The organism is Bartonella australis AUST/NH1, assembly GCF_000341355.1.
Classification (GTDB): Bacteria; Pseudomonadota; Alphaproteobacteria; order Rhizobiales; family Rhizobiaceae; genus Bartonella; species Bartonella australis.
This window is the reverse complement of the sequence record NC_020300.1, coordinates 509732-529653: the sequence shown is the minus strand read 5'-3', so window position 1 is coordinate 529653 and position 19922 is coordinate 509732. Positions and strand designations below refer to the sequence as shown.

The following is a 19922-nucleotide window of genomic DNA, read 5'->3' as shown; positions in this document are numbered from 1 at the left end:
CTTTTTTAGAGAGCTCGGTCAATTTAATTTACCTTTTGCCTCAAATTCGGGTTTCAACGCAGCATAGATTTTAAATATGAGGGCCTAATATATAATGAGACGCAACAAATTCCCGCTTATTAGCTTAAGTATTTTTAAGCTATTTTTATTTTTTTACGTCTTTTTGTTTTCTCTCAATTCTCCTTTTGCTGCTCCTGTTCACCAAAAGCCAACCGATAAGCCTATTGATAAAGCTATTCGCGTTAAGGTTCATAACGGATGGGAATATTGTTACGCTCCGGCATTTGTGGACGGTGAAAGTTATATTTACATTAATGACTGCTCTTCTTCCAGTGTTCAACCTGCTCGCTATGATGTTTTTCAGAGGGTGGCTTGGAAAGTCAGAAATATCTGGTTGTGTATGACAGCTCCTAATTCAGTCACAGGTGTTGGGCGAAAAGCAACGGCAGATTGGGATTATATCAAGCTTAGGCCCTGTGTCATCAACGATCCTAATCAGCGTTGGATTATTACAGGCAGAGTTTTGTACACGGCTGATAAGAAATTTCGTGTTAAAGATCACAAATGGTACGCTTATATCTCCAAAAATGAAGGAGATTACTACGATCATACCTTAAGCCCCTTGATGGATGAATGGATAGACACTATCGCAACTCCTGGTAATATGAGCCTCAAAACTTCCCTAGGCTGGAAATTTACAGGCACTTCCGGCTTCTATATGTATTATATTTCGGATGATGGATCTAAACCTGCAATCTCTGATCTTTATTATAACCCCGAAAATGGCCATATTGCCCGATATTTCCCTTCTGCTGGTCTTCTTTCTTGCATGGCTTCTCAACAATCTTTTTCGGAGAATTGGAACTGGGTAAAATGGTTATATTGCAATGATAATATTCCCAGTAAAAAGGATAGTGGCTACTGGAACGTCTCTCTTTTGGCCGGACGTGAGGGGCCGCTTTTGGACCGAAAGGGTAATTTTTTAAGGGTTACTCAGTATGGTGCCAATTGGGGACGACCTTATACGGTAAAACCTAGTTATCTTAAACAGGACACGGAAAACGCCCCAAAATCTGAATTTGTTTTGTCTTATGATGTTGAACGGTGGAATCGCTATGCTATGGCAAACGCAGAAGATGCCCTTCCATACTGCCCGGCTCCCGGAAAAAAGCAGGATGTTCCCGGATCTAAACAAAGAGTGAAGCGGAATTTGCCTCCTGATTTTGAGCTTACTGAAGAATGGCGGAGGCGACTTTACGATATAGCGACTACTACAGCTGATGTTACAACTGGGGCGGGGGTATGCGGTGTCTGTCTTTTACATACTTTTCAAATGATCGCAGAACTCCAGGAAACTTATCCTGGTCTTCCGCGTACAAGCGGAGGTTATTTCTTTGATACAGGCCCCAATACAGACCCGGCAACTTCGTTAGGTCGCAGATATCCTTTGCTTCGTCGTGCCCTAGAACTTGCTACTGTCCTTTACGGCGTTCCTTTAACTCCAGCGGATAGAAACATCCAGACTAATGTAAGGGCGGCACACGCAGCAGCGCAGGTTGCTTTGCCGAATTACGATTGGATACCATCAACCATAGCTACTGATCGATCTGCCATGCTAGATTCTGTCCGAGCGCTTTTAGCTGCGCCTCCTGGGACAATTTGGATCGGTTTAATTGCCTTTACTCGCCCCGATGGCAACGTGACCGGACACGCGCTTCCAATTTTGCGTTCCCCTAATGGGCTTAAGATAATTCTGACAAATACTACACTAAATTTCCTCGATTATAGCCATGAAATTGCAGAGACTAACGATCCTAATCTTGTTTTGTTTCGGCTCGTTTACCCAGGGCATTTTAGGCTTAATGCTTTTGCGACATTACGGCTAACTGAAGTGGCAGCCCCACCTCTGAGCGTCACGGTCTCTCAAAATAACTGTACCGGAGAAGGAGCAGGTAGAAGAGGAAGCGGGCAATTACCAACGAGCGCTTCGGTTAGTCAATGCGAAAGTGGGAGATGTTCTTTTTAAAGAAAATACAAAAACCCGCACCATACCCTCACGCTTAATTCTTGTTTATTAAGTTATTTCTAAAACTAAGTTATGGACTCTCTACCTTATATAGAAATATAGAAAAATGTGAAAAATCACTTTGGTGGTCGGCTTGATAACGCGAGATGCAGTCTGTTATTAGCGATTTTTCATGGGATTATCACTATTGCATAGCGTAGTCAATATTTAGGTGGATTTCAGAAACCATAAGCAGACCACAAATAAAGCTTCCAGTATAAAGAAGGAACCGTCTCAGTGCTTTATTTGCCATGCAGTTAAGATATTTTTGAAGAGACTAATCAGGCCCGCATGCATAATATTATAATGTAAAACTGATCGCCTCTCTTCAGAAAGCTATTTCCCGCATAACTGGTAATTTTTAACAGAGTCTTGTGATATTTTTTCGGTAACTTAAAAGTACGGCCTCCAAGGACCTTTATTAAAGTTTTAGTCTGGGTTAAATGACTCAAACTTAAGCCGGAATTCACGCAAATTTTTGGCATATCGCTCCTTAATTTTAGATATCTTTGTCATAATTTTTTCTCTTTTTTGAATAAACTGGCCCCCTGCCTCGCATTTTCCCTTAAATTTTGGCCTAAATAACTTAGGCCCTCGAGTATTCCGGCTGGTGTACTATGAGACGCAATAGAGCTCTGTTCCTTGATTTAGGTAGTTGCTGTTTAAAGAAAAAAAGTGGTATGTTTTTTTTTGTCTTTTTGTTCTCGTTTAATTCTCTTTTTGCTGCCTCTATTCCTCAAATTTCTCAAAAACTCGCCGATAAGCCTATCGATAAATCTATCCGCATTAAGGTTCATAATGGGGGGGAATATTGTTATGCTCCAGCTTTTGTGGATGGCGAAAGTTATATTTACATCGATAATTGCTCTTCTTCCAGCGTTCAATCCGCTCGATATGATGTCTTTCAGAGGGTGGCTTGGAAGATTAAAAATGTCTGGTTGTGTATGACAGCTCCTGGTTCAGTTACAGGTATTGGTGAAAAAGCAACAGCGAACTGGGGTTATATAACGCTCAGGCCCTGTGTTATCAACGATGCTAATCAGCGTTGGATCGTTAAAGATAGCGCCTTTTATACAGCTGATGAAAAGTTTCGCGTTAAAGATTATAAATGGTATACTTACGTCTCGAAAAATCAAGGAGACCACTATAACCATACCTTAAGCCAGACGATGAGCCAATGGATGAAAACTGTTGCAACTCCTGGTAATATGAGCCTCAAAACTTCTCTGAACTGGAAGTTTAAGAGGAGTTCTGGCTTCTCTATGTATTATATTTCGGATAATGGGTCTAAATCTGAAGTTTTTGATCTTTACTATAATCCCGAAAACGGCCATATCGCTAGATATTTCCCTTCCTCTGGGCTTCTTTCTTGCATGGCTTCTGAGCAATCTTCGTCGGAAGATTGGAACTGGGTAAAATGGAAATATTGCAATGATAATATCTCCACTACAAAGGATAGCGGCTACTGGGGCGTTTCTCTTTTAGCTGGACGTGAGGGGCCGCTTTTGGACCGAAAGGGTAATTTTTTAAGAGTCACTCAGTACGGTTCCAATTGGGGAACACCTTATACAGCAAAGCCTAGTTATCTTAAAAAAGACAAAAATAACTCTCCGACATCTGCATTTATTTTGTCCTATGATATTGAGCGGTGGAATCGCTATGTTATGGCAAACATAGAAGAAGCGCTTCCTTACTGTCCGGCTCCTGGAAAAAAGCAAAATATTCCTGGCTCTAAGCGAAAAGTGAAACGGACTTTGTCTCCCGATTTTCAACTCGACGAAGAATGGCAAAAACGGCTTTACGCGATAGCGGTCTCCACATCCAGTGTTCCAACTGGAGCAGGAGTATGCGGTGTCTGCCTTTTACAGACCTTTCAAATGATCGCAGAACTTCAAGAAAGTTTTCCTGGCCCCCCACGTACAAGAGGTTATTTTTTTGATACTGCTCCGAATACCGATCCGATGATTTCGTTAGAGCAGAGATTCCCTTTGCTTTATCGAGCTCTAGAACTTGCTACCGTCCTTTATGGTATTCCTATAACTCCAGAGGACATCACCACTATGAGTGTAAGGGCAGCAGCCGCAGCAGCGCAGATTACTTTGCCGACCTTCAATTGGATATCGTCATCCATAGCTGACAATCAAGCTGCTATTTTGGCTTCTATTCAAGAGCTTTTCAACGCACCTGTTGGAACAATTTGGGTCGGTTTATCTGTGTTTACTCTTCCGGATGGTAGCACAGCCAGACACGCAGTTCCAATTTTGCGTTCTCCTAGGGGACTTATAATAATTCCGACGAATCTTCCAGCTTCTTCAGCAACCTTCTCTAATTTTGCATACGCACTTGAAGAGATTATCGCTCCCAATCCTAATATTATTTTATTTCGGCTCACCCAGCAGAGAAATCCGGTCGTTACCGCTTTTGCAACATTGCGGCTAGCTGGGGAAGCAAGCCAGCCTCTGAGCGTCACAATTTCTCAAAATAACTGTACCGGAGAAGGAGAAGATAGAAGAGGAAATAAACAATTACCAACAAGCGCTTCAGTTAATCAATGTGCAAGTGGGAGATGCCCTCTTTGAAGAAAATACAAAGACTTACACCGTCCCCTCATCACGCTTAACCCTTATTTGTCAAGCTATTTCTGAAACTGAGTTAGGGACTCTCTGCGCTAAACAGAAAAATGAGAAAAATCATTTTGATGATGAGTTTGATAATGCAAGATGCAATCTGTTATCAATGATTTTTCAGAGGAATACTATACAGAGTAATCAATATTTAGGTGAATTTCAAAAACCGCAAGCAAGTAATGAGTTAAAGCTTTGGTACAAAAAGGGGGGTCGCTGACACTTCATTTGCCGCGCATTTAAGGAACTTTTGAAAAGATTGATCGGACCAGTTACGTTTTTTAGTATAGTCTAATTCAAAAAATTGGTTACCTCTTTTCGAGAAGCTATTTCCTGTTAATTGGAGATATATCTGTCATAATTTCTTCACTTTTTTGAATAAATTAACGCGGCCGCTGTGTCTTTTTTTCTTAAATTCAGGCTAAATAACTTGGAGTGTTAAGTATTAGGATTGGTGTAATGAGATACAATGGGGCCCTGTTCTTTAATTTAAGCGGCTGTAGCTGGCAGAAAGAAAGTGGCGTGAAATTTCTTTCGTTATTTTTTGTCTTTTTATTATCTCTCAATTCTCTCCCTTCTTTCTCTGCTCCCGTCCCCCAAGTTATTCAGAAGCCTGCTGACGAACCTGGTGATAGAGCTATCCGCATTAAAGCTCATAACGGGGGGGAATATTGTTACGCCTTGGCATTTGTGGATGGCGAGGGCTACGTTTACCTTGACAACTGCTCTTCTCAGAGAGTTCCATTCGCTCGGTATGATGTTTTTCAAAGAATAGCTTGGAAGATTAAAGACATCTGGTTGTGTATGACAGCTCCGAGTTCTGTCACAGCTATTGGCGGGGGCGCAACAGCAGATTGGGATTATATCAAGCTCAGACCTTGTGTTATCAATGACGCCAATCAACGTTGGGTCGTTAAAGATAACGCCTTCTACACAGCCGATGAAAAGTTCCGTGTTAAAGATTACAAGTGGTACACTTATATCTCGAAAAATGCAAAAGATTACTACGACCATACTTTGATGATGCCCACAATGGACAAGTGGGTGAAAACTATCGCAATGCCTGGTAATATGAGCTTTAAAACTTCACTAGGCTGGAAGTATGCAAGCGGTCCTAGCTTCTTTATGTATTATATTTCGGATAATGGATCTAAAGCTGAGGTTTTTGATCTCTACTATAACCCCGAAAATGGCCATATCGCCAGATATTTTCCATCCTCCGGATTGCTTTCCTGCATGGCTCCCCAGCAATCTTCTTCGGAGGAATGGAATTGGGTCAAGTGGTTATTTTGTAATGATAATATCTCCGCTACAAAGGATAGCGGCTACTGGGATATTTCCTTTTTAGTCGGACGTGAGGGGCCAATCTTAGATTCTAGGGGTAATTTGTTAAGAGTTACTCAGTACGGTTCTAATTGGGGGGTTCCTTATACTGCAAAACCTGATTATCTTAGAAAAGATACTCAAAATTCTCCGACGTCTGAATTTGTTTTAGATTATGATATTGAGCGGTGGAATCGTTATGTTGCGGCAAATGCTGAGGACGCCCTTCCTTATTGTCCAGCCCCTGGAAAAGAGCAAAATATTCCTGCGTCTAAACAAAGAGTGAAGCGGACTTTGCCTCCTGATTTTCAACTCGATGAGACGTGGCAAAGGCGGCTTTATGCAACAGCGACCACTACAACTGGTGCTCGTACTGTAGCGGGGCTATGCGGTGCCTGCTTTTTGCAGGCTATGCAAATGGTCGCAGAACTTCAAGAAAATTTTCCTGGTCCCCCTCGCCAAAGAGGCTATTTTTTTGATCCTGCCCCTTATAGGGATCCAGTGCGCGAGTTAGAACGAAGATTCCCTTTTCTCCACCGGGCTCTGGAGCTTGCTAATACCCTTTACGATGTTTCTATAGTTCCGGGAAGAAGTATGGTCGAGACTAATGTAATGGCAGCAACTGCGGTAGTGCAAGTTGCTCTGCCGATGTTTAGTTGGGAGCGGTCGTCCATAGCTATCGGCCGAGATGATATTTTGGCCTCTATCCGGGGACTTTTAGCTCAACCTCCCGGGACAATTTGGCTCGCTTTACTCGGTCAGACTACTGCAAGCCGTAGAGCAACAAGGCATGTACTTCCAATTTTGCGTTCTCGTAATGGACTTATAATAATCCAAACAAATTTTCTGGCTACCACAGGCGGTTTCGCCGATTTTTCCCGTACGCTTGCAGAGGCTAGCCATCCAGAGGTTATTTTGTGGCAGATTGGATCAGGCTTGCCCGTTAATAATTTTACAACATTGCGGCTAACTGGACCGGCAGACCGTCCGCTGAGTGTTACAATTTCCCAAAATAACTGTACCGGAGAAGGAGAAGGCAGGAGAGGAAGCGGAGGATTGCCGAGAAGCGCTTTAGTCAATCAGTGTGCGAGCGGAAGATGTCCTCTTTAAAGAAAAGACAAAGACCGACGATGCAAAACCTAGCGCCCGCCCCTGATTTACAAACTGTTTCTGAGTCATTGAACGTCAGGGTGATGTATTATGAGATACGATGAGGCCGTGCTTGTAGGTAATTACAGCTTTAAAAAAAGTAACGTGAAATTTCTTCCGTTCTTTTTTGTCTTTTTATTATCTCTCAATTCTCTCCCTTCTCTCTCTGCTCCCGTCCCCCAAGTTATTCAGAAACCTGCTGATGAACCTGTTGATAGAGCTATCCGCGTTAAAGCTCATAACGGGGGGGAATATTGTTACGCCTTGGCATTTGTAGATGGCGAGGGCTACGTTTACCTTGACAACTGCTCTTCTCAAAGAGTTCCATTCGCTCGATATGATGTTTTTCAAAGGATAGCTTGGAAGATTAAAGACGTCTGGTTGTGTATGACAGCTCCGAGCTCTGTCACAGCTATTGGTGGAAGCGCAACAGCAGATTGGGATTATATCAAGCTCAGACCTTGTGTTATCAATGACGCCAATCAACGTTGGGTCGTTAAAGATAACGCCTTCTATACAGCCGATGAAAAGTTTCGCGTTAAAGATTACAAGTGGTACACTTATATCTCGAAAAATGCAAAAGATTACTACGACCATACTTTGATAATGCCCACAATGGACAAGTGGGTAAAAACCATCGCAATACCTGGTAATATGAGCTTTAAAACTTCACTAGGCTGGAAGTATGCAAGCGGTCCTAGCTTCTCTATGTATTATATTTCGGATAATGGGTCTAAAGCCGAGGTTTTTGACCTCTACTATAACCCCGAAAATGGCCATATCGCCAGATATTTTCCGTCCTCCGGATTGCTTTCTTGCATGGCTTCCCAGCAATCTTCTTCGGAGGAATGGGATTGGGTAAAGTGGCTATTTTGTAATGATAATATCTCCGCCACGAAGGATAGCGGCTACTGGGATATTTCCTTTTTAGTCGGACGTGAGGGGCCAATTCTAGATCCTAAGGGTAATTTGTTAAGAATTACTCAGTACGGTTCTAATTGGGGAGTTCCTTATACTGCAAAGCCTAGTTATCTTAAAAAAGACAAAGATAACTCTCCGACATCTGAATTTGTTTTAGATTATGATATTGAGCGATGGAATCGTTATGTCGCGGCAAATGCTTATGATGCCCTTTCTTATTGCCCAGCTCCCGGAAAAAAGCAAAATATCCCTGCGTCTAAACAAAGAGTGAAGCGGACTTTGCCCCCTGATTTTCAACTCGATGAGACGTGGCAAAGGCGGCTTTACGCGATAGGGACTACCACCACAGGTTCTCGTACTGTAACGGGACTATGCGGTGCCTGCATTTTACATACTATGCAAATGATCGCAGAGCTCGCGGAAAGTTACCCGGGTCCCCCCCGTACAAGAGGTTATTTTTTTGATCCTGCCCCTTATAGGGATCCAGTGCGTGAGTTAGAACGAAGATTCCCTTTTCTCTACCGAGCTCTAGAGCTTGCTAATACCCTTCAGGGTGTTTCTATAGTTCCGGGAAGAAGCATAGTCGAGGCTAATGTAAGGTCCGTAGCCGCGGCGGTACAAGTTGCTTTGCCGAATTACGATTGGCAACTGTCGCCCATAGCCATAGGTCAGGATGCCATTTTAGATTCCGTTCGGAGACTTTCAGCTGAACCTCCCGGGACAATTTGGGTCGCTTTACTTAGGCTAACTCCTGCGGGTGGTAGAGCAGCCAGACACGCAGTTCCAATTTTGCGTTCTCGTAATGGATTTATAATAATTCCTACAAATTTTCCGGCTACCACGGGTGGCTTTACCAATTTTGTCCGCCTGCTTACAGAGGCTGCCCACCCCAATGTTATTTTATGGCACCTTGGGTTAGGTTCGACCGTTAATGATTTTGCAACGTTGCGGTTAACTGGACCGGCAGACCGTCCACTGAGTGTTACAATTTCTCAAAATAACTGTACTGGAGAAGGAGAAGGCAGGAGAGGAAGTGGGCAATTACCGAGAAGTTCTTTGGTTAATCAATGTGCGAGCGGAAGATGCCCTCTTTAAAGAAAATACGCAGACCTACGATGCGGGACTTGGTGCCTACCTCTCATTTTCAAGCTATTTCTGAAACTGAGTTACTGGTTCCTCGTTTTCGGGTGAAAAATTAGGTAAACCATTTTCGTGGTTAGCTTGGTAACGCAAGACGCGGTCCGTTTTTAAGATAAAAACTGACACCTCCTTCCGGAGGACGCTTTTCTGTGTAATTAACGGTTTTTCGATGGGACATTTTGATATTTTTTAAATTTTGATGACTTAATGTGGCTTTCAAGAGTCATTGTTGAATTTTTAAATCTTTAGATTAAACGACTAAAAATCATGCTTCAAATTCATGAAATTTTTGGTATATTTCTTCTTAGTTTGAGAGAGCTTTGCCGTAATTTTTTCACTTTTTTGAATAAGTTGGCTGCTTTAGTTTGCCTTTTTTCCTTAAATTTTGCTTAATATATTTAGATCATTGAGCATTAGGTGATGTATTATGAGGTACGATGAGGCTTTGCTTATAGGTAATTACAGCTTTAAAAAAAGTGACTTGAAGTTCTTATCGCTCTTTTGTGTCTTTCTATTATCTTTCGATTCTCTTTTTGCTGCTCCTATTCCCAAGATTTCTCAGAAGCTCGCCGATGAACCTATTGATAAAGCTATTCGCGTTAAAATTCATAACGGATGGGAATATTGTTACGCTCCAGCTTTTGTGGATGGTGAAAGTTATGTTTACATCAATAATTGCTCTTCTTCCAGCGTTCAATCCGCTCGATATGACGTCTTTCAGAGGGTGGCGTGGAAGGTTAAAGATGTCTGGTTGTGTATGACAGCTCCTGGTTCAGTTACAGGCGTTGGTGAAAAAGCAACAGCGAACTGGGATTATATCAAGCTCAGGCCTTGCGTCATCAACGATGCTAATCAGCGCTGGGTTATTAAAAATAACGCCTTCTATACAGCTGATGGAGAGTTTCGCGTTAAAGATCATAAGTGGTACGCTTATATCTCTAAAAACGAAGAAGATTACTACAACCATATTTTAAGCTCAACGATGGATAAATGGGTAAATACTATCGCAACTCCTGGTAATATGAGCCTCAAAACCTCCCTAAGCTGGAAGTTTAAGAGTGGCTCTAGCTTCGATATGTATTATATTTCGGACGATGGATCTAAAGCTGAGGTTTTCGATCTTTATTATAACCCCGAAAACGGCCATATTGCCAGATATTTTCCTTCTTCCGGCTTGCTTTCTTGCATAGCTTCTCAGCAATCTCCTTCCGAAGATTGGAACTGGGTAAAGTGGCTATTTTGCAATGATAATGTCCCCACTACAAAAGATAATGGTTATTGGGATGTTTCCCTTTTAGCTGGACGTGAGGGACCAGTTTTAAACCGTGACGATAATTTTTTAAGGGTCACTCAATACGGTTCTAATTGGGGGAGACCTTATACAGTAAAGCCTGATTATATCAAAAAAGATACAGCAAATTCTCCAACATCTGAATTTATTTTAGATTATGATATCGAGCGATGGAATCGCTATGTTATGGCAAATGTGGAAGATGCCCTTCCTTACTGCCCGGCTCCCGGAAAAAAGCAAGATGTTTCCGGATTTAAACAAAGAGTAAAGCGGAATTTGCCTTCCGATTTTCAACTCAACGAAGAATGGAAAAGGCGGCTTCACGCAATAGCAATCACCAGAACTAGAGCTGGGGCAATGGCAGGGATATGTGGTACCTGCCTTTTACAGACTTTCCAAATGATTGCAGAACTCCAGGAAACTTATCCTGGTCTTCCGCGTACAAGCGGAGGCTATTTCTTTGATACGGCCCCCAATACTGATCCGATACGTTCGTTAAAACAAAGATATCCTTTCCTTTATAGGGCTATAGAACTTGCTACTATTCTTCATGGTGTTTCTTTGAATACAGCCGAGGGGGATGACGTGATTAGTGTAAGGGCAGCACATGCAGCGGCACAGGTTGCTTTGCCGAATTTTGATTGGGTACAATCGCCCATAGCCACCGATCAATCTGCTATCCATGCTTCCATCCGAGAGCTTTTCAACGCACCTGTTGGAACAATGTGGGTTGGTTTAATTGTCTTTACTCTCCCAAATGGTAGTCCACTCAGACATGCAGTTCCAATTTTGCGTTCTCTTAACGGAATTAAGGTAATCCCGACGAATGTTTCAGCGAGTTTTCTCGGTTTTTCTTACCAACTTGTGGAGGCTACCACTGCTGATCTTGTTTTGAATCAGCTTTCCTATCCGACAAGTTTGACGGTTACCGCTTTTGCAACACTGCGACTCGCCGAAATAACAACCCAACCTCTTAGTGTTACTATCTCCCAAAATAATTGTACCGGAGAAGGAGAAGAGAGAAGAGGAAGCAGGCAATTACCGAGAAGTGCCTTAGTCAATCAGTGTGAAAGTGGAAGATGTCCTCTTTAAAGAAATACGAAAACCTAAAAAGCACCCTCGCTCTTGAGTCTCATTTATCTGACTAATTCTGAGACTAAGTTAGTGACTCCCCGCCTCATGCAGGAAAATGGGAAAAGTTATTTTGGTGATTAGCTTGATAATGCAAAATGCGGTCCATTATCAGTATTTTCCGTAAAAATATTGCGCAGCACAATCACAGTTAATTAAATTTTTAAGACCACAAGCGGACGAAGAGCTAAAGCCTCCAATATGAAAAGACCGCTTTGGCGTTTTATCTACCATGCAATTAAGATATTTTTTAAAGAGATTAATCGGGCTAATATGTATAATTTAAAGTTATCTCCCTTCCTATATAATTTTAAATACACGAATTAACAATTAAATTAATCAATTTGATCCTCTTTTTGCCTTAAAATTTATCTTAAATGTAGTTTAAATTGTCAAACATTAGGACTTACGCATAATGGAACACCGTGGAGTTCTATTTGTTGATTTAGATAATTGTAGCTTTAAGCGAAAAAGTAATCTGAGTTTTTTTTCTTTCTTTTTCGTCTTTTTGTTCTCTCTCAATCCTCTTTTCGCTGCCCCTATTCCCACAATTTCTCAAAAGCCAACCGATAAGCCTATTGATAAAGCTATTCGCGTTAAGGTTCATAACGGAGGGGAATATTGTTATGCCCCGGCGTTTGTAGATGGTGAAAGTTATATTTACATCAATGACTGCTCTTCTTCCAGTGTTCTATTCGCTCGGTATGACGTCTTTCAAAGAGTGGCTTGGAAGATTAAAAATGTCTGGCTGTGCATGACGGCTCCTAATTCAGTCACAGGTGTTGGGCGAAAAGCAACGGCGGATTGGGATTATATCAAGCTTAGGCCCTGTGTCATCAACGATCCTAATCAGCGTTGGATTATTACAGGCAGAGTTTTGTACACGGCTGATAAGAAATTTCGTGTTAAAGATCACAAGTGGTACGCTTATATCTCCAAAAATGAAGGAGATTACTACAATCATACCTTAAGCTCTTCGATGGATGAATGGATAGACACTATCGCAACTCCTGGTAATATGAGCCTCAAAACTTCCCTAGGCTGGAAATTTACGGGTACTTCCGGCTTCTATATGTATTATATTTCGGATGATGGATCTAAACCTGAAATCTCTGATCTTTATTATAACCCCGAAAATGGCCATATTGCCAGATATTTCCCTGCCGCTGGGCTCCTTTCTTGCATGGCTTCTCAACAATCTTTTTCGGAGAATTGGAATTGGGTAAAGTGGCTATTTTGCAATGATAATATCCCCGATGCATACGATAGTGGTTACTGGAACGTTTCTTTTTTAGTTGGACGTGAGGGACCGCTTTTGGACTATCGGGGTAATTTTTTAAGGATTACTCAGTACGGCTCCAATTGGGGGATGTCTTATACGGCAAAGCCTAGTTATCTTAAACAAGACACGGAAAACTCCCCAAAATCTGAATTTGTTTTGTCTTATGATATTGAACGGTGGAATCGCTATGCTATGGCAAATGTGGAAGATTCTCTTCCATACTGCCCGGCTCCCGGAAAAAAGCAAGATGTTTCCGGATCTAAACAAAGAGTAAAGCGGAATTTGCCTTCTAATTTTCAACTTGACGAAGGATGGCGGAGGCGACTTTACGATATAGCGACTACTACGCCTTCTACGTCTCGTATTCCACTTGGGCAAGGAATATGTGGTATCTGCCTTTTACACGCTTTTCAGATGCTCGCAGAACTCCAAGATAGATTCCCACACCCCCCCCGTCAAAGAGGTTATTTCTTTGACCTAGCTCCCAATACTGATCCGGTGTTTTCGTTAAGACGAAGGTACCCTAGGCTTCACCGCGCCATAGGACTTGCTACCGTCTTTTATGGTGTTCCTGTAACTCCGATGGCAGATCCTGTCAATATGAGTATGAGGGCGGCGGCTGCAACGGCGCAGGTTATTTTGCCAAATTTCGATTGGGTACAGTCACCCATAGCCACTGATCAATCTGCTATTCGTTCTGCTATCCTAGATCTTTTTAATGCACCTGTTGGAACAATGTGGATTGGTTTATCTGTTTATATCCGTCCAAACGGTACCACAGGAAGACATGCGCTTCCAATTTTGCGTTCTCCTAATGGGCTTATAATAATTCCAACAAATACTCCAATTACCACAGCGAATTTTTACACTTATAATCTCGCACTCAGAGAGCTCCCGTCTTCTGATATCCCTCTTATTTTGTCTAGGATTACCCAGATAAGAAATCCGGTTGTTACTGCTTTTGCAACATTACGGCTAACTGAAATAACAGCCCAACCTCTGAGCGTTATGATTTCTCAAAGCAACTGTACCGGAGAAGGAGAAGGCAGAAGAGGAAACCAGCAATCACCGACGAGCGCTTCGGTTAATCAATGTGACAGTGGGAGATGTCCTCTTTAAAAAAAATACAAAAACCTGCAGTGCGCCCTTACACTTCCACTCTCGCTAACTAATTCTGAAACTGAGTTAGGGACTCTCTGTCCTATTTTAAAAATGGGAAAAGTCGTTTTGGTGATTGGCTTAATAACGTAATAGGATTTTAACATAAGCATATAACACGTTGAAGCTTCCGATATAAAAAAGGAACCGCCTCTATGCTTTTATGCTACGCAGTTAGAATTTTTGAAAAGCAATGCACAATTATGCATAATATAATGTAAAAACTGTTTTCCTCCTTTCGGAAGGCTATTTTCTGTGTGATTGATAATCTGTAACAGAGCCTTTTGATATTTTTTCGGTAACTTAAGTACGGTCTCCAAGGACTTTTATTAAATTTTTAAATCCTTGGATTAAACGACCAAAAAGCAAGCCGGAATTCATACAAATTTTTGATATACCGCTTCTTAATTTGAAATATTTCCGTCATAATTTTCTCACTTTTGTGAATAATTTTTTTGCTTCAAGTCGCTTTTTTCCCCAAATTTGAGCTTGAATATAACGTGGGCCGTTGGGTATTAGGATCAGCATGTGATGAGATACAATGGAGCTCCGTTTTTTAACCCAAGAAATCGTAATTTAAAGGAAAAAAGTCTGGTGACTTTTTTTTCTTTCTTGTTCGTCTTTTTGTTTTCTCTCAATTCTCCTTTTGTTGCTCCTGTTCACCAAAAGCCAACCGATAAGCCTATTGATAAAGCTATTCGCGTTAAGGTTCATAACGGATGGGAATATTGTTACGCTCCGGCATTTGTGGACGGTGAAAGTTATATTTACATTAATGACTGCTCTTCTTCCAGTGTTCAACCTGCTCGCTATGATGTTTTTCAGAGGGTGGCTTGGAAAGTCAGAAATATCTGGTTGTGTATGACAGCTCCTAATTCAGTCACAGGTGTTGGGCGAAAAGCAACGGCGGATTGGGATTATATCAAGCTTAGGCCCTGTGTCATCAACGATCCTAATCAGCGTTGGATTATTACAGGCAGAGTTTTGTACACGGCTGATAAGAAATTTCGTGTTAAAGATCACAAATGGTACGCTTATATCTCCAAAAATGAAGGAGATTACTACGATCATACCTTAAGCCCCTTGATGGATGAATGGATAGACACTATCGCAACTCCTGGTAATATGAGCCTCAAAACTTCCCTAGGCTGGAAATTTACAGGCACTTCCGGCTTCTATATGTATTATATTTCGGATGATGGATCTAAACCTGCAATCTCTGATCTTTATTATAACCCCGAAAATGGCCATATTGCCAGATATTTCCCTGCCGCTGGGCTCCTTTCTTGCATGGCTTCTCAACAATCTTTTTCAGAAGATTGGAATTGGGTAAAGTGGTTATATTGCAATGATAATATCTCCGATGCATACGACAGTGGTTACTGGAACGTTTCTTTTTTAGTTGGACGCGAGGGGCCAATTTTGGACCGAAGGGGTAATTTTTTAAGGGTTACTCAGTACGGCTCTAATTGGGGGGTGCCTTATACGGCAAAACCCAGTTATCTTAAACAAGACACGGAAAACTCCCCAAAATCTGAATTTGTTTTGTCCTATGATATTGAACGGTGGAATCGCTATGCTATGGCAAATGTGGAAGATTCTCTTCCATACTGCCCGGCTCCCGGAAAAAAGCAAGATGTTTCCGGATCTAAACAAAGAGTGAAGCGGAATTTGCCCCCCAATTTTCAGCTTACTGAAGAATGGCAGAGGCGGATTTACGCGACAGCGACTACTACGCCTTCTGCGTCTAGTGTTCCGCCCGGGCAAGGGATATGCGGTGTCTGCCTTATACAAGCTTTTCAGATACTTGCAGAACTCCAAGATAGGCTTCCAAATCCCCCTCGTCCAATAGGTTATTTCTTTGATCCAGTTCCCAATACTAATCCGATGATTTCGTTAAGGCGCAGATATCCTAGACTTCATCGTGCCATAGGGCTTGCTACCGTCCTTTATGGTGTCCCTATAACTCGGACGGTGAATCCCGTTACTATGAGTATGAGAGCGGCAGCCGCGACAGCACAGGTTGTTTTGCCAAACTTCGATTGGGTATTATCACCGATAGCCACTGATTCAGCTGCTATCCGAGCTTCTGTCCTGGATCTTTTTAACGCACCTATTGGAACAATGTGGGTTGGTTTATCTGTCTATATCCGTCCAAACGGTACCACAGGAAGACATGCGCTTCCAATTTTGCGTTCTCCTAATGGGCTTATAATAATTCCGACAAATATTCCAACTACTGCGGCGGATTTTTCTGCTTATTCTGCTACACTCGGAGAACTCCCCGCTTCTAATATCCCTCTTATTTTGTCTAGGATTACCCAGCAGAGAAACCCGTCTGTTACTGCTTTTGCGACATTACGGCTAACTGAAATAAGGGCCCAACCTCTGAGCGTTATGATTTCTCAAAGCAACTGTACCGGAGAAGGAGAAGGCAGAAGAGGAAACAAGCAAGTACCTACGAGCGCTTCAGTTAATCAATGTGACAGTGGGAGGTGTCCTCTTTAAAAAAAAATGCAAAAACCTACAGTGCGCCCTTACACTTCCACTCTTGTTCATCTAACTAATTCTGAAACTGAGTCAGAAACTCTCTGTCCTATTTTAAAAATGGGAAAAGTCATTTTTGTGATTGGCTTAATAATGTAATCGGATTTTAATATAAGCATATAACACGTTGAAGCTTCCGATATAAAAAAGGAACCGCCTCTGTGCTTTTATGCCACGCAGTTAGAATTTTTGAAAAGCAATGCATAGTTATGCATAAAATGTAAAAACTGTTTTCCTCCTTTCGGAAGGCTATTTTCTGTATAATTGATAATTTATAACAGAGTCTTGTGATATTTTTTCGGTAACTTAAGTACGGCCTCCAAGGACCTTTAATAAATTTTTAAATCCTTGGATTAAACGACCAAAAAGCAAGCCGGAATTTATACAAATTTTTGATATACTATTTCTTAATTTAAAATATTTCTGTCATAATTTTTCCACTTTTATGAACAAGCTGCTTGATTTGACCCGCTTTTTTTCCTTAAATTTAATCTCAAATATAACGCGGGCCATTAAATATTAGGACCAGCACGTGATGAGGTACGATAGAGCCCCCTTTTTTAATTCAGGAAATTGTGATTTAAACAAAAAAAATAATCTGAGTTTTTTTTCTTTCTTTTTCGTCTTTTTGTTCTCTTTCAATCCTCTTTTTGCCGCCCCTATCCCCCCTACCCCCGAAGTTTCTCAAAAGCGTACCGATAAGCCTATTGATAAAGCTATTCGCGTTAAGGTTCATAATGGAGGAGAATATTGTTACGCTCCAGCCTTCGTGGATGGCGAAAGTTATATTTACATCAATGACTGCTCTTCTTCCAGTGTTCAATTCGCTCGCTATGATGTTTTTCAGAGGGTGGCTTGGAAAGTCAGAAATGTCTGGTTGTGTATGACAGCTCCTAATTCAGTCACAGGTGTTGGTAGAAGAGCAACGGCGGATTGGGATTATATCAAGCTTAGGCCCTGCGTCATCAACGATGCCAACCAGCGCTGGATTATTAAAAATAATGCCTTTTATACAGCCGACGGGAAATTTCGTGTTAAAGATTATAAGTGGTATGCTTATATTTCAAAAAATAAAGAGGACTACTACAATCATACTCTGAGCTCCGAGATGAAACGGTGGACGGAAACCATCGCAACTCCCGGTAATATGAGCCTAAAAACTTCCCTAAGCTGGAAGTTTACGGGTACTTCCGGCTTCAATATGTATTATATTTCCAATGACGGATCTAAACCTGAGGTTTTTGATCTTTATTATAACCCTGAAAATGGCCATATTGCCAGATATTTCCCTTCCGCTGGAATTCTTTCTTGTATGGCCTCTCAGCAATCTTCTTCAGAAGATTGGAACTGGGTGGTGTGGTCATTTTGCAGTGATAATATTTCCGGTATAAAGGATAATGGCTACTGGAGAATCCCTCTTTTAGTCGGCCGTGAAGGGCCGCTTTTGGACTATCAGGGTAATTTTTTAAGGATTACTCAGTACGGTTCCAATTGGGGAAGGCCTTATACGGCAAAACCTAGTTATCTTAAACAAGACACGGAAAACTCCCCAAAATCTGAATTTGTTTTGTCTTATGATATTGAACGGTGGAATCGCTATGTGATGGCAAATGTGGAGGATGCCCTTCCTTACTGCCCTGCTCCCGGAAAAAAGCAAAATATTCCTGCATCTAAGCAAAGAGTGAAGCGAACTTTGCCTTCTGATTTCCAGCTTAATGAGGAATGGCTACAGCGGCTTTACGATATAGCTGCTACTACGCCTGGTTTTATATCCAGAGCAGGAGCATGTGGTGTCTGCTTTATACAGACTTTTCAAATGATTGCAGAAATCCGAGATAGATTTCCAGATCGCCCCCGTGAAAGAGGTTATTTCTTTGATACTGCTCTGAATACTGATCCAATGGTTTCATTGAGACGAAGGTATCCTAGGCTTTTTGGGGCTCTAGAACTTGCTGATACCCTTTATGGCGTTTCTATAAGTCCGACAGAAGACATAACTGTAACTCGTGTAAGATCAGCGGCTGCAGCAGCACAAATTGCTTTACCGAATTTCGAGTGGGAGCGGTCATCCATCGCCACTGAGCCTGATGATATTTTAGCTGCCATCCGAGGGCTTTTGGCCGCGCCTGTCGGAACAATTTGGATTGGTTTATCTACTCATATTATGCCAGATGGTAGCGAAAGTGGGCATGCATTCCCGATTTTACGTTCTTCCGGAGGGGTTATAATAATTCCGACAAATATCCAAGCCCCTTCAGCAACTTTATCCGCTTTTTCCCGTTTAGCGGCAGAGACTAACAGTATTCGTGGTCTTCTTATTCGAATTGCCCAGTCAAGACAGGGGTTCCCTGCTTCTTTTGCAACACTACGGCTAACTGAAGTGACGGCCCCGCCTCTGAGCACCGTTATCTCCCAAAATGACTGTACCGGAGAAGGAGACAGTAGGAGAGGAAGCAGAGAATTACCAAGGAGTTCTTTTATTAATCAATGTACAAACGGGAGATGTACTCTTTTGTAAAAAATACAAAAACCTATAGCGCACTCTTGCGCTTTATCCTCATTTTTAAGCTGTTTTTGAAACCGAGTTAGGAGTGCTTCGCTTTTACGCAAAAATTAATTTATAATAAAGTAATGAAAAAAATCATTTCGGTGGAAAGCTTAATACGATTTACGCGGGGTTCAGCGGTTTTCGCGTATGCACCGAGGTCGCAAATTTTTGACGGCCGGCCTGCAGCGCAGTTGCGGCGTAAATTATAAATGACACCACCCTAGCGTTACTGGTAGTGTGGGCACGAATATTACTTCCTATTATCTTTAATGGCGACTCTAGCCTTCTCGCTATAATTAAGGGCTGAATTGGACAATAATCCAGACCCTGCTCTTAAAATTAATACGAGCACTCAGCTTGGTTACGACTACGTCGACAAGCTCGGTTATTACCATGTAAAGTATTAATCAAGTTTTTGGCCATTATTTTTCTACCTCAATAAGACCAAATGAACCACAACTTGTTCCAGATTTTTAGATAACCACATTTTTGACATTAATTCGGCAGCAATATAAATTTTCGCTCTTTTTCACCTTTGACACAGCCTAAAATATCCAGGATCATTTTAAAAGCTGTAACAGCAATGTGAGACATAAGCACTTACACATCTGATACCCCCTAGCACCTAATAATCCTTGATGTCGAGTAGTATTATAAATCGAAATAAGAGAAAAATACCCGTATTCAAGCGTGCGATAGCACAGCTAATATTTGCCTCGCTAATTAAAGAACGGTCTTACATC

The 19922-nt window shown here is 41.7% G+C and carries 8 protein-coding genes; all 8 read left to right on the top strand.

Annotated features, from left to right (window positions below; genetic code table 11):
- Positions 1-94: 94 nt before the first annotated feature.
- The 8 genes from BANH1_RS02225 to BANH1_RS02185 all read left to right on the top strand — a co-directional run bounded on the left by BANH1_RS02225 (position 95) and on the right by BANH1_RS02185 (position 19149).
- A complete protein-coding gene (locus tag BANH1_RS02225) occupies positions 95-2026 on the top strand; it encodes a DUF1561 family protein (RefSeq protein ID WP_015397808.1) in 1932 nt (643 codons plus the stop codon).
- 656 nt (positions 2027-2682) lie between these two features.
- Entirely contained in the window at positions 2683-4644 is a 1962-nt protein-coding gene (locus BANH1_RS02220) for a DUF1561 family protein (protein WP_041582937.1), read from the top strand.
- Between the two features lie 504 nt (positions 4645-5148).
- Entirely contained in the window at positions 5149-7122 is a 1974-nt protein-coding gene (locus BANH1_RS02210) for a DUF1561 family protein (protein WP_015397806.1), read from the top strand.
- Positions 7123-7212: 90 nt separating this feature from the next.
- Complete coding sequence (locus BANH1_RS02205) at positions 7213-9177, top strand: DUF1561 family protein (protein WP_015397805.1); 1965 nt, start codon at positions 7213-7215, stop codon at positions 9175-9177.
- Between the two features lie 472 nt (positions 9178-9649).
- Positions 9650-11605 carry a DUF1561 family protein gene (locus tag BANH1_RS02200; protein WP_015397804.1) on the top strand — a complete coding sequence of 652 codons (1956 nt, stop codon included), beginning with the start codon at positions 9650-9652 and terminating at the stop codon, positions 11603-11605.
- A gap of 454 nt (positions 11606-12059) precedes the next feature.
- Positions 12060-14045: a DUF1561 family protein gene (locus tag BANH1_RS02195; RefSeq protein ID WP_015397803.1), complete on the top strand. Its 1986-nt coding sequence runs from the start codon at positions 12060-12062 to the stop codon at positions 14043-14045.
- Between the two features lie 570 nt (positions 14046-14615).
- Complete coding sequence (locus BANH1_RS02190; protein ID WP_015397802.1) at positions 14616-16592, top strand: DUF1561 family protein; 1977 nt, start codon at positions 14616-14618, stop codon at positions 16590-16592.
- Positions 16593-17166: 574 nt separating this feature from the next.
- Complete coding sequence (locus BANH1_RS02185; protein WP_015397801.1) at positions 17167-19149, top strand: DUF1561 family protein; 1983 nt, start codon at positions 17167-17169, stop codon at positions 19147-19149.
- Positions 19150-19922 lie beyond the last annotated feature (773 nt).

What these genes read in the sequence shown, in the direction of transcription:
- BANH1_RS02225 (WP_015397808.1), top strand. Translation starts at nt 95, where the DNA reads ATGAGACGCAACAAATTCCCGCTTATTAGCTTAAGTATTTTTAAGCTA.
- BANH1_RS02220 (WP_041582937.1), top strand. Translation starts at nt 2,683, where the DNA reads ATGAGACGCAATAGAGCTCTGTTCCTTGATTTAGGTAGTTGCTGTTTA.
- BANH1_RS02210 (WP_015397806.1), top strand. Translation starts at nt 5,149, where the DNA reads ATGAGATACAATGGGGCCCTGTTCTTTAATTTAAGCGGCTGTAGCTGG.
- BANH1_RS02205 (WP_015397805.1), top strand. Translation starts at nt 7,213, where the DNA reads ATGAGATACGATGAGGCCGTGCTTGTAGGTAATTACAGCTTTAAAAAA.
- BANH1_RS02200 (WP_015397804.1), top strand. Translation starts at nt 9,650, where the DNA reads ATGAGGTACGATGAGGCTTTGCTTATAGGTAATTACAGCTTTAAAAAA.
- BANH1_RS02195 (WP_015397803.1), top strand. Translation starts at nt 12,060, where the DNA reads ATGGAACACCGTGGAGTTCTATTTGTTGATTTAGATAATTGTAGCTTT.
- BANH1_RS02190 (WP_015397802.1), top strand. Translation starts at nt 14,616, where the DNA reads ATGAGATACAATGGAGCTCCGTTTTTTAACCCAAGAAATCGTAATTTA.
- BANH1_RS02185 (WP_015397801.1), top strand. Translation starts at nt 17,167, where the DNA reads ATGAGGTACGATAGAGCCCCCTTTTTTAATTCAGGAAATTGTGATTTA.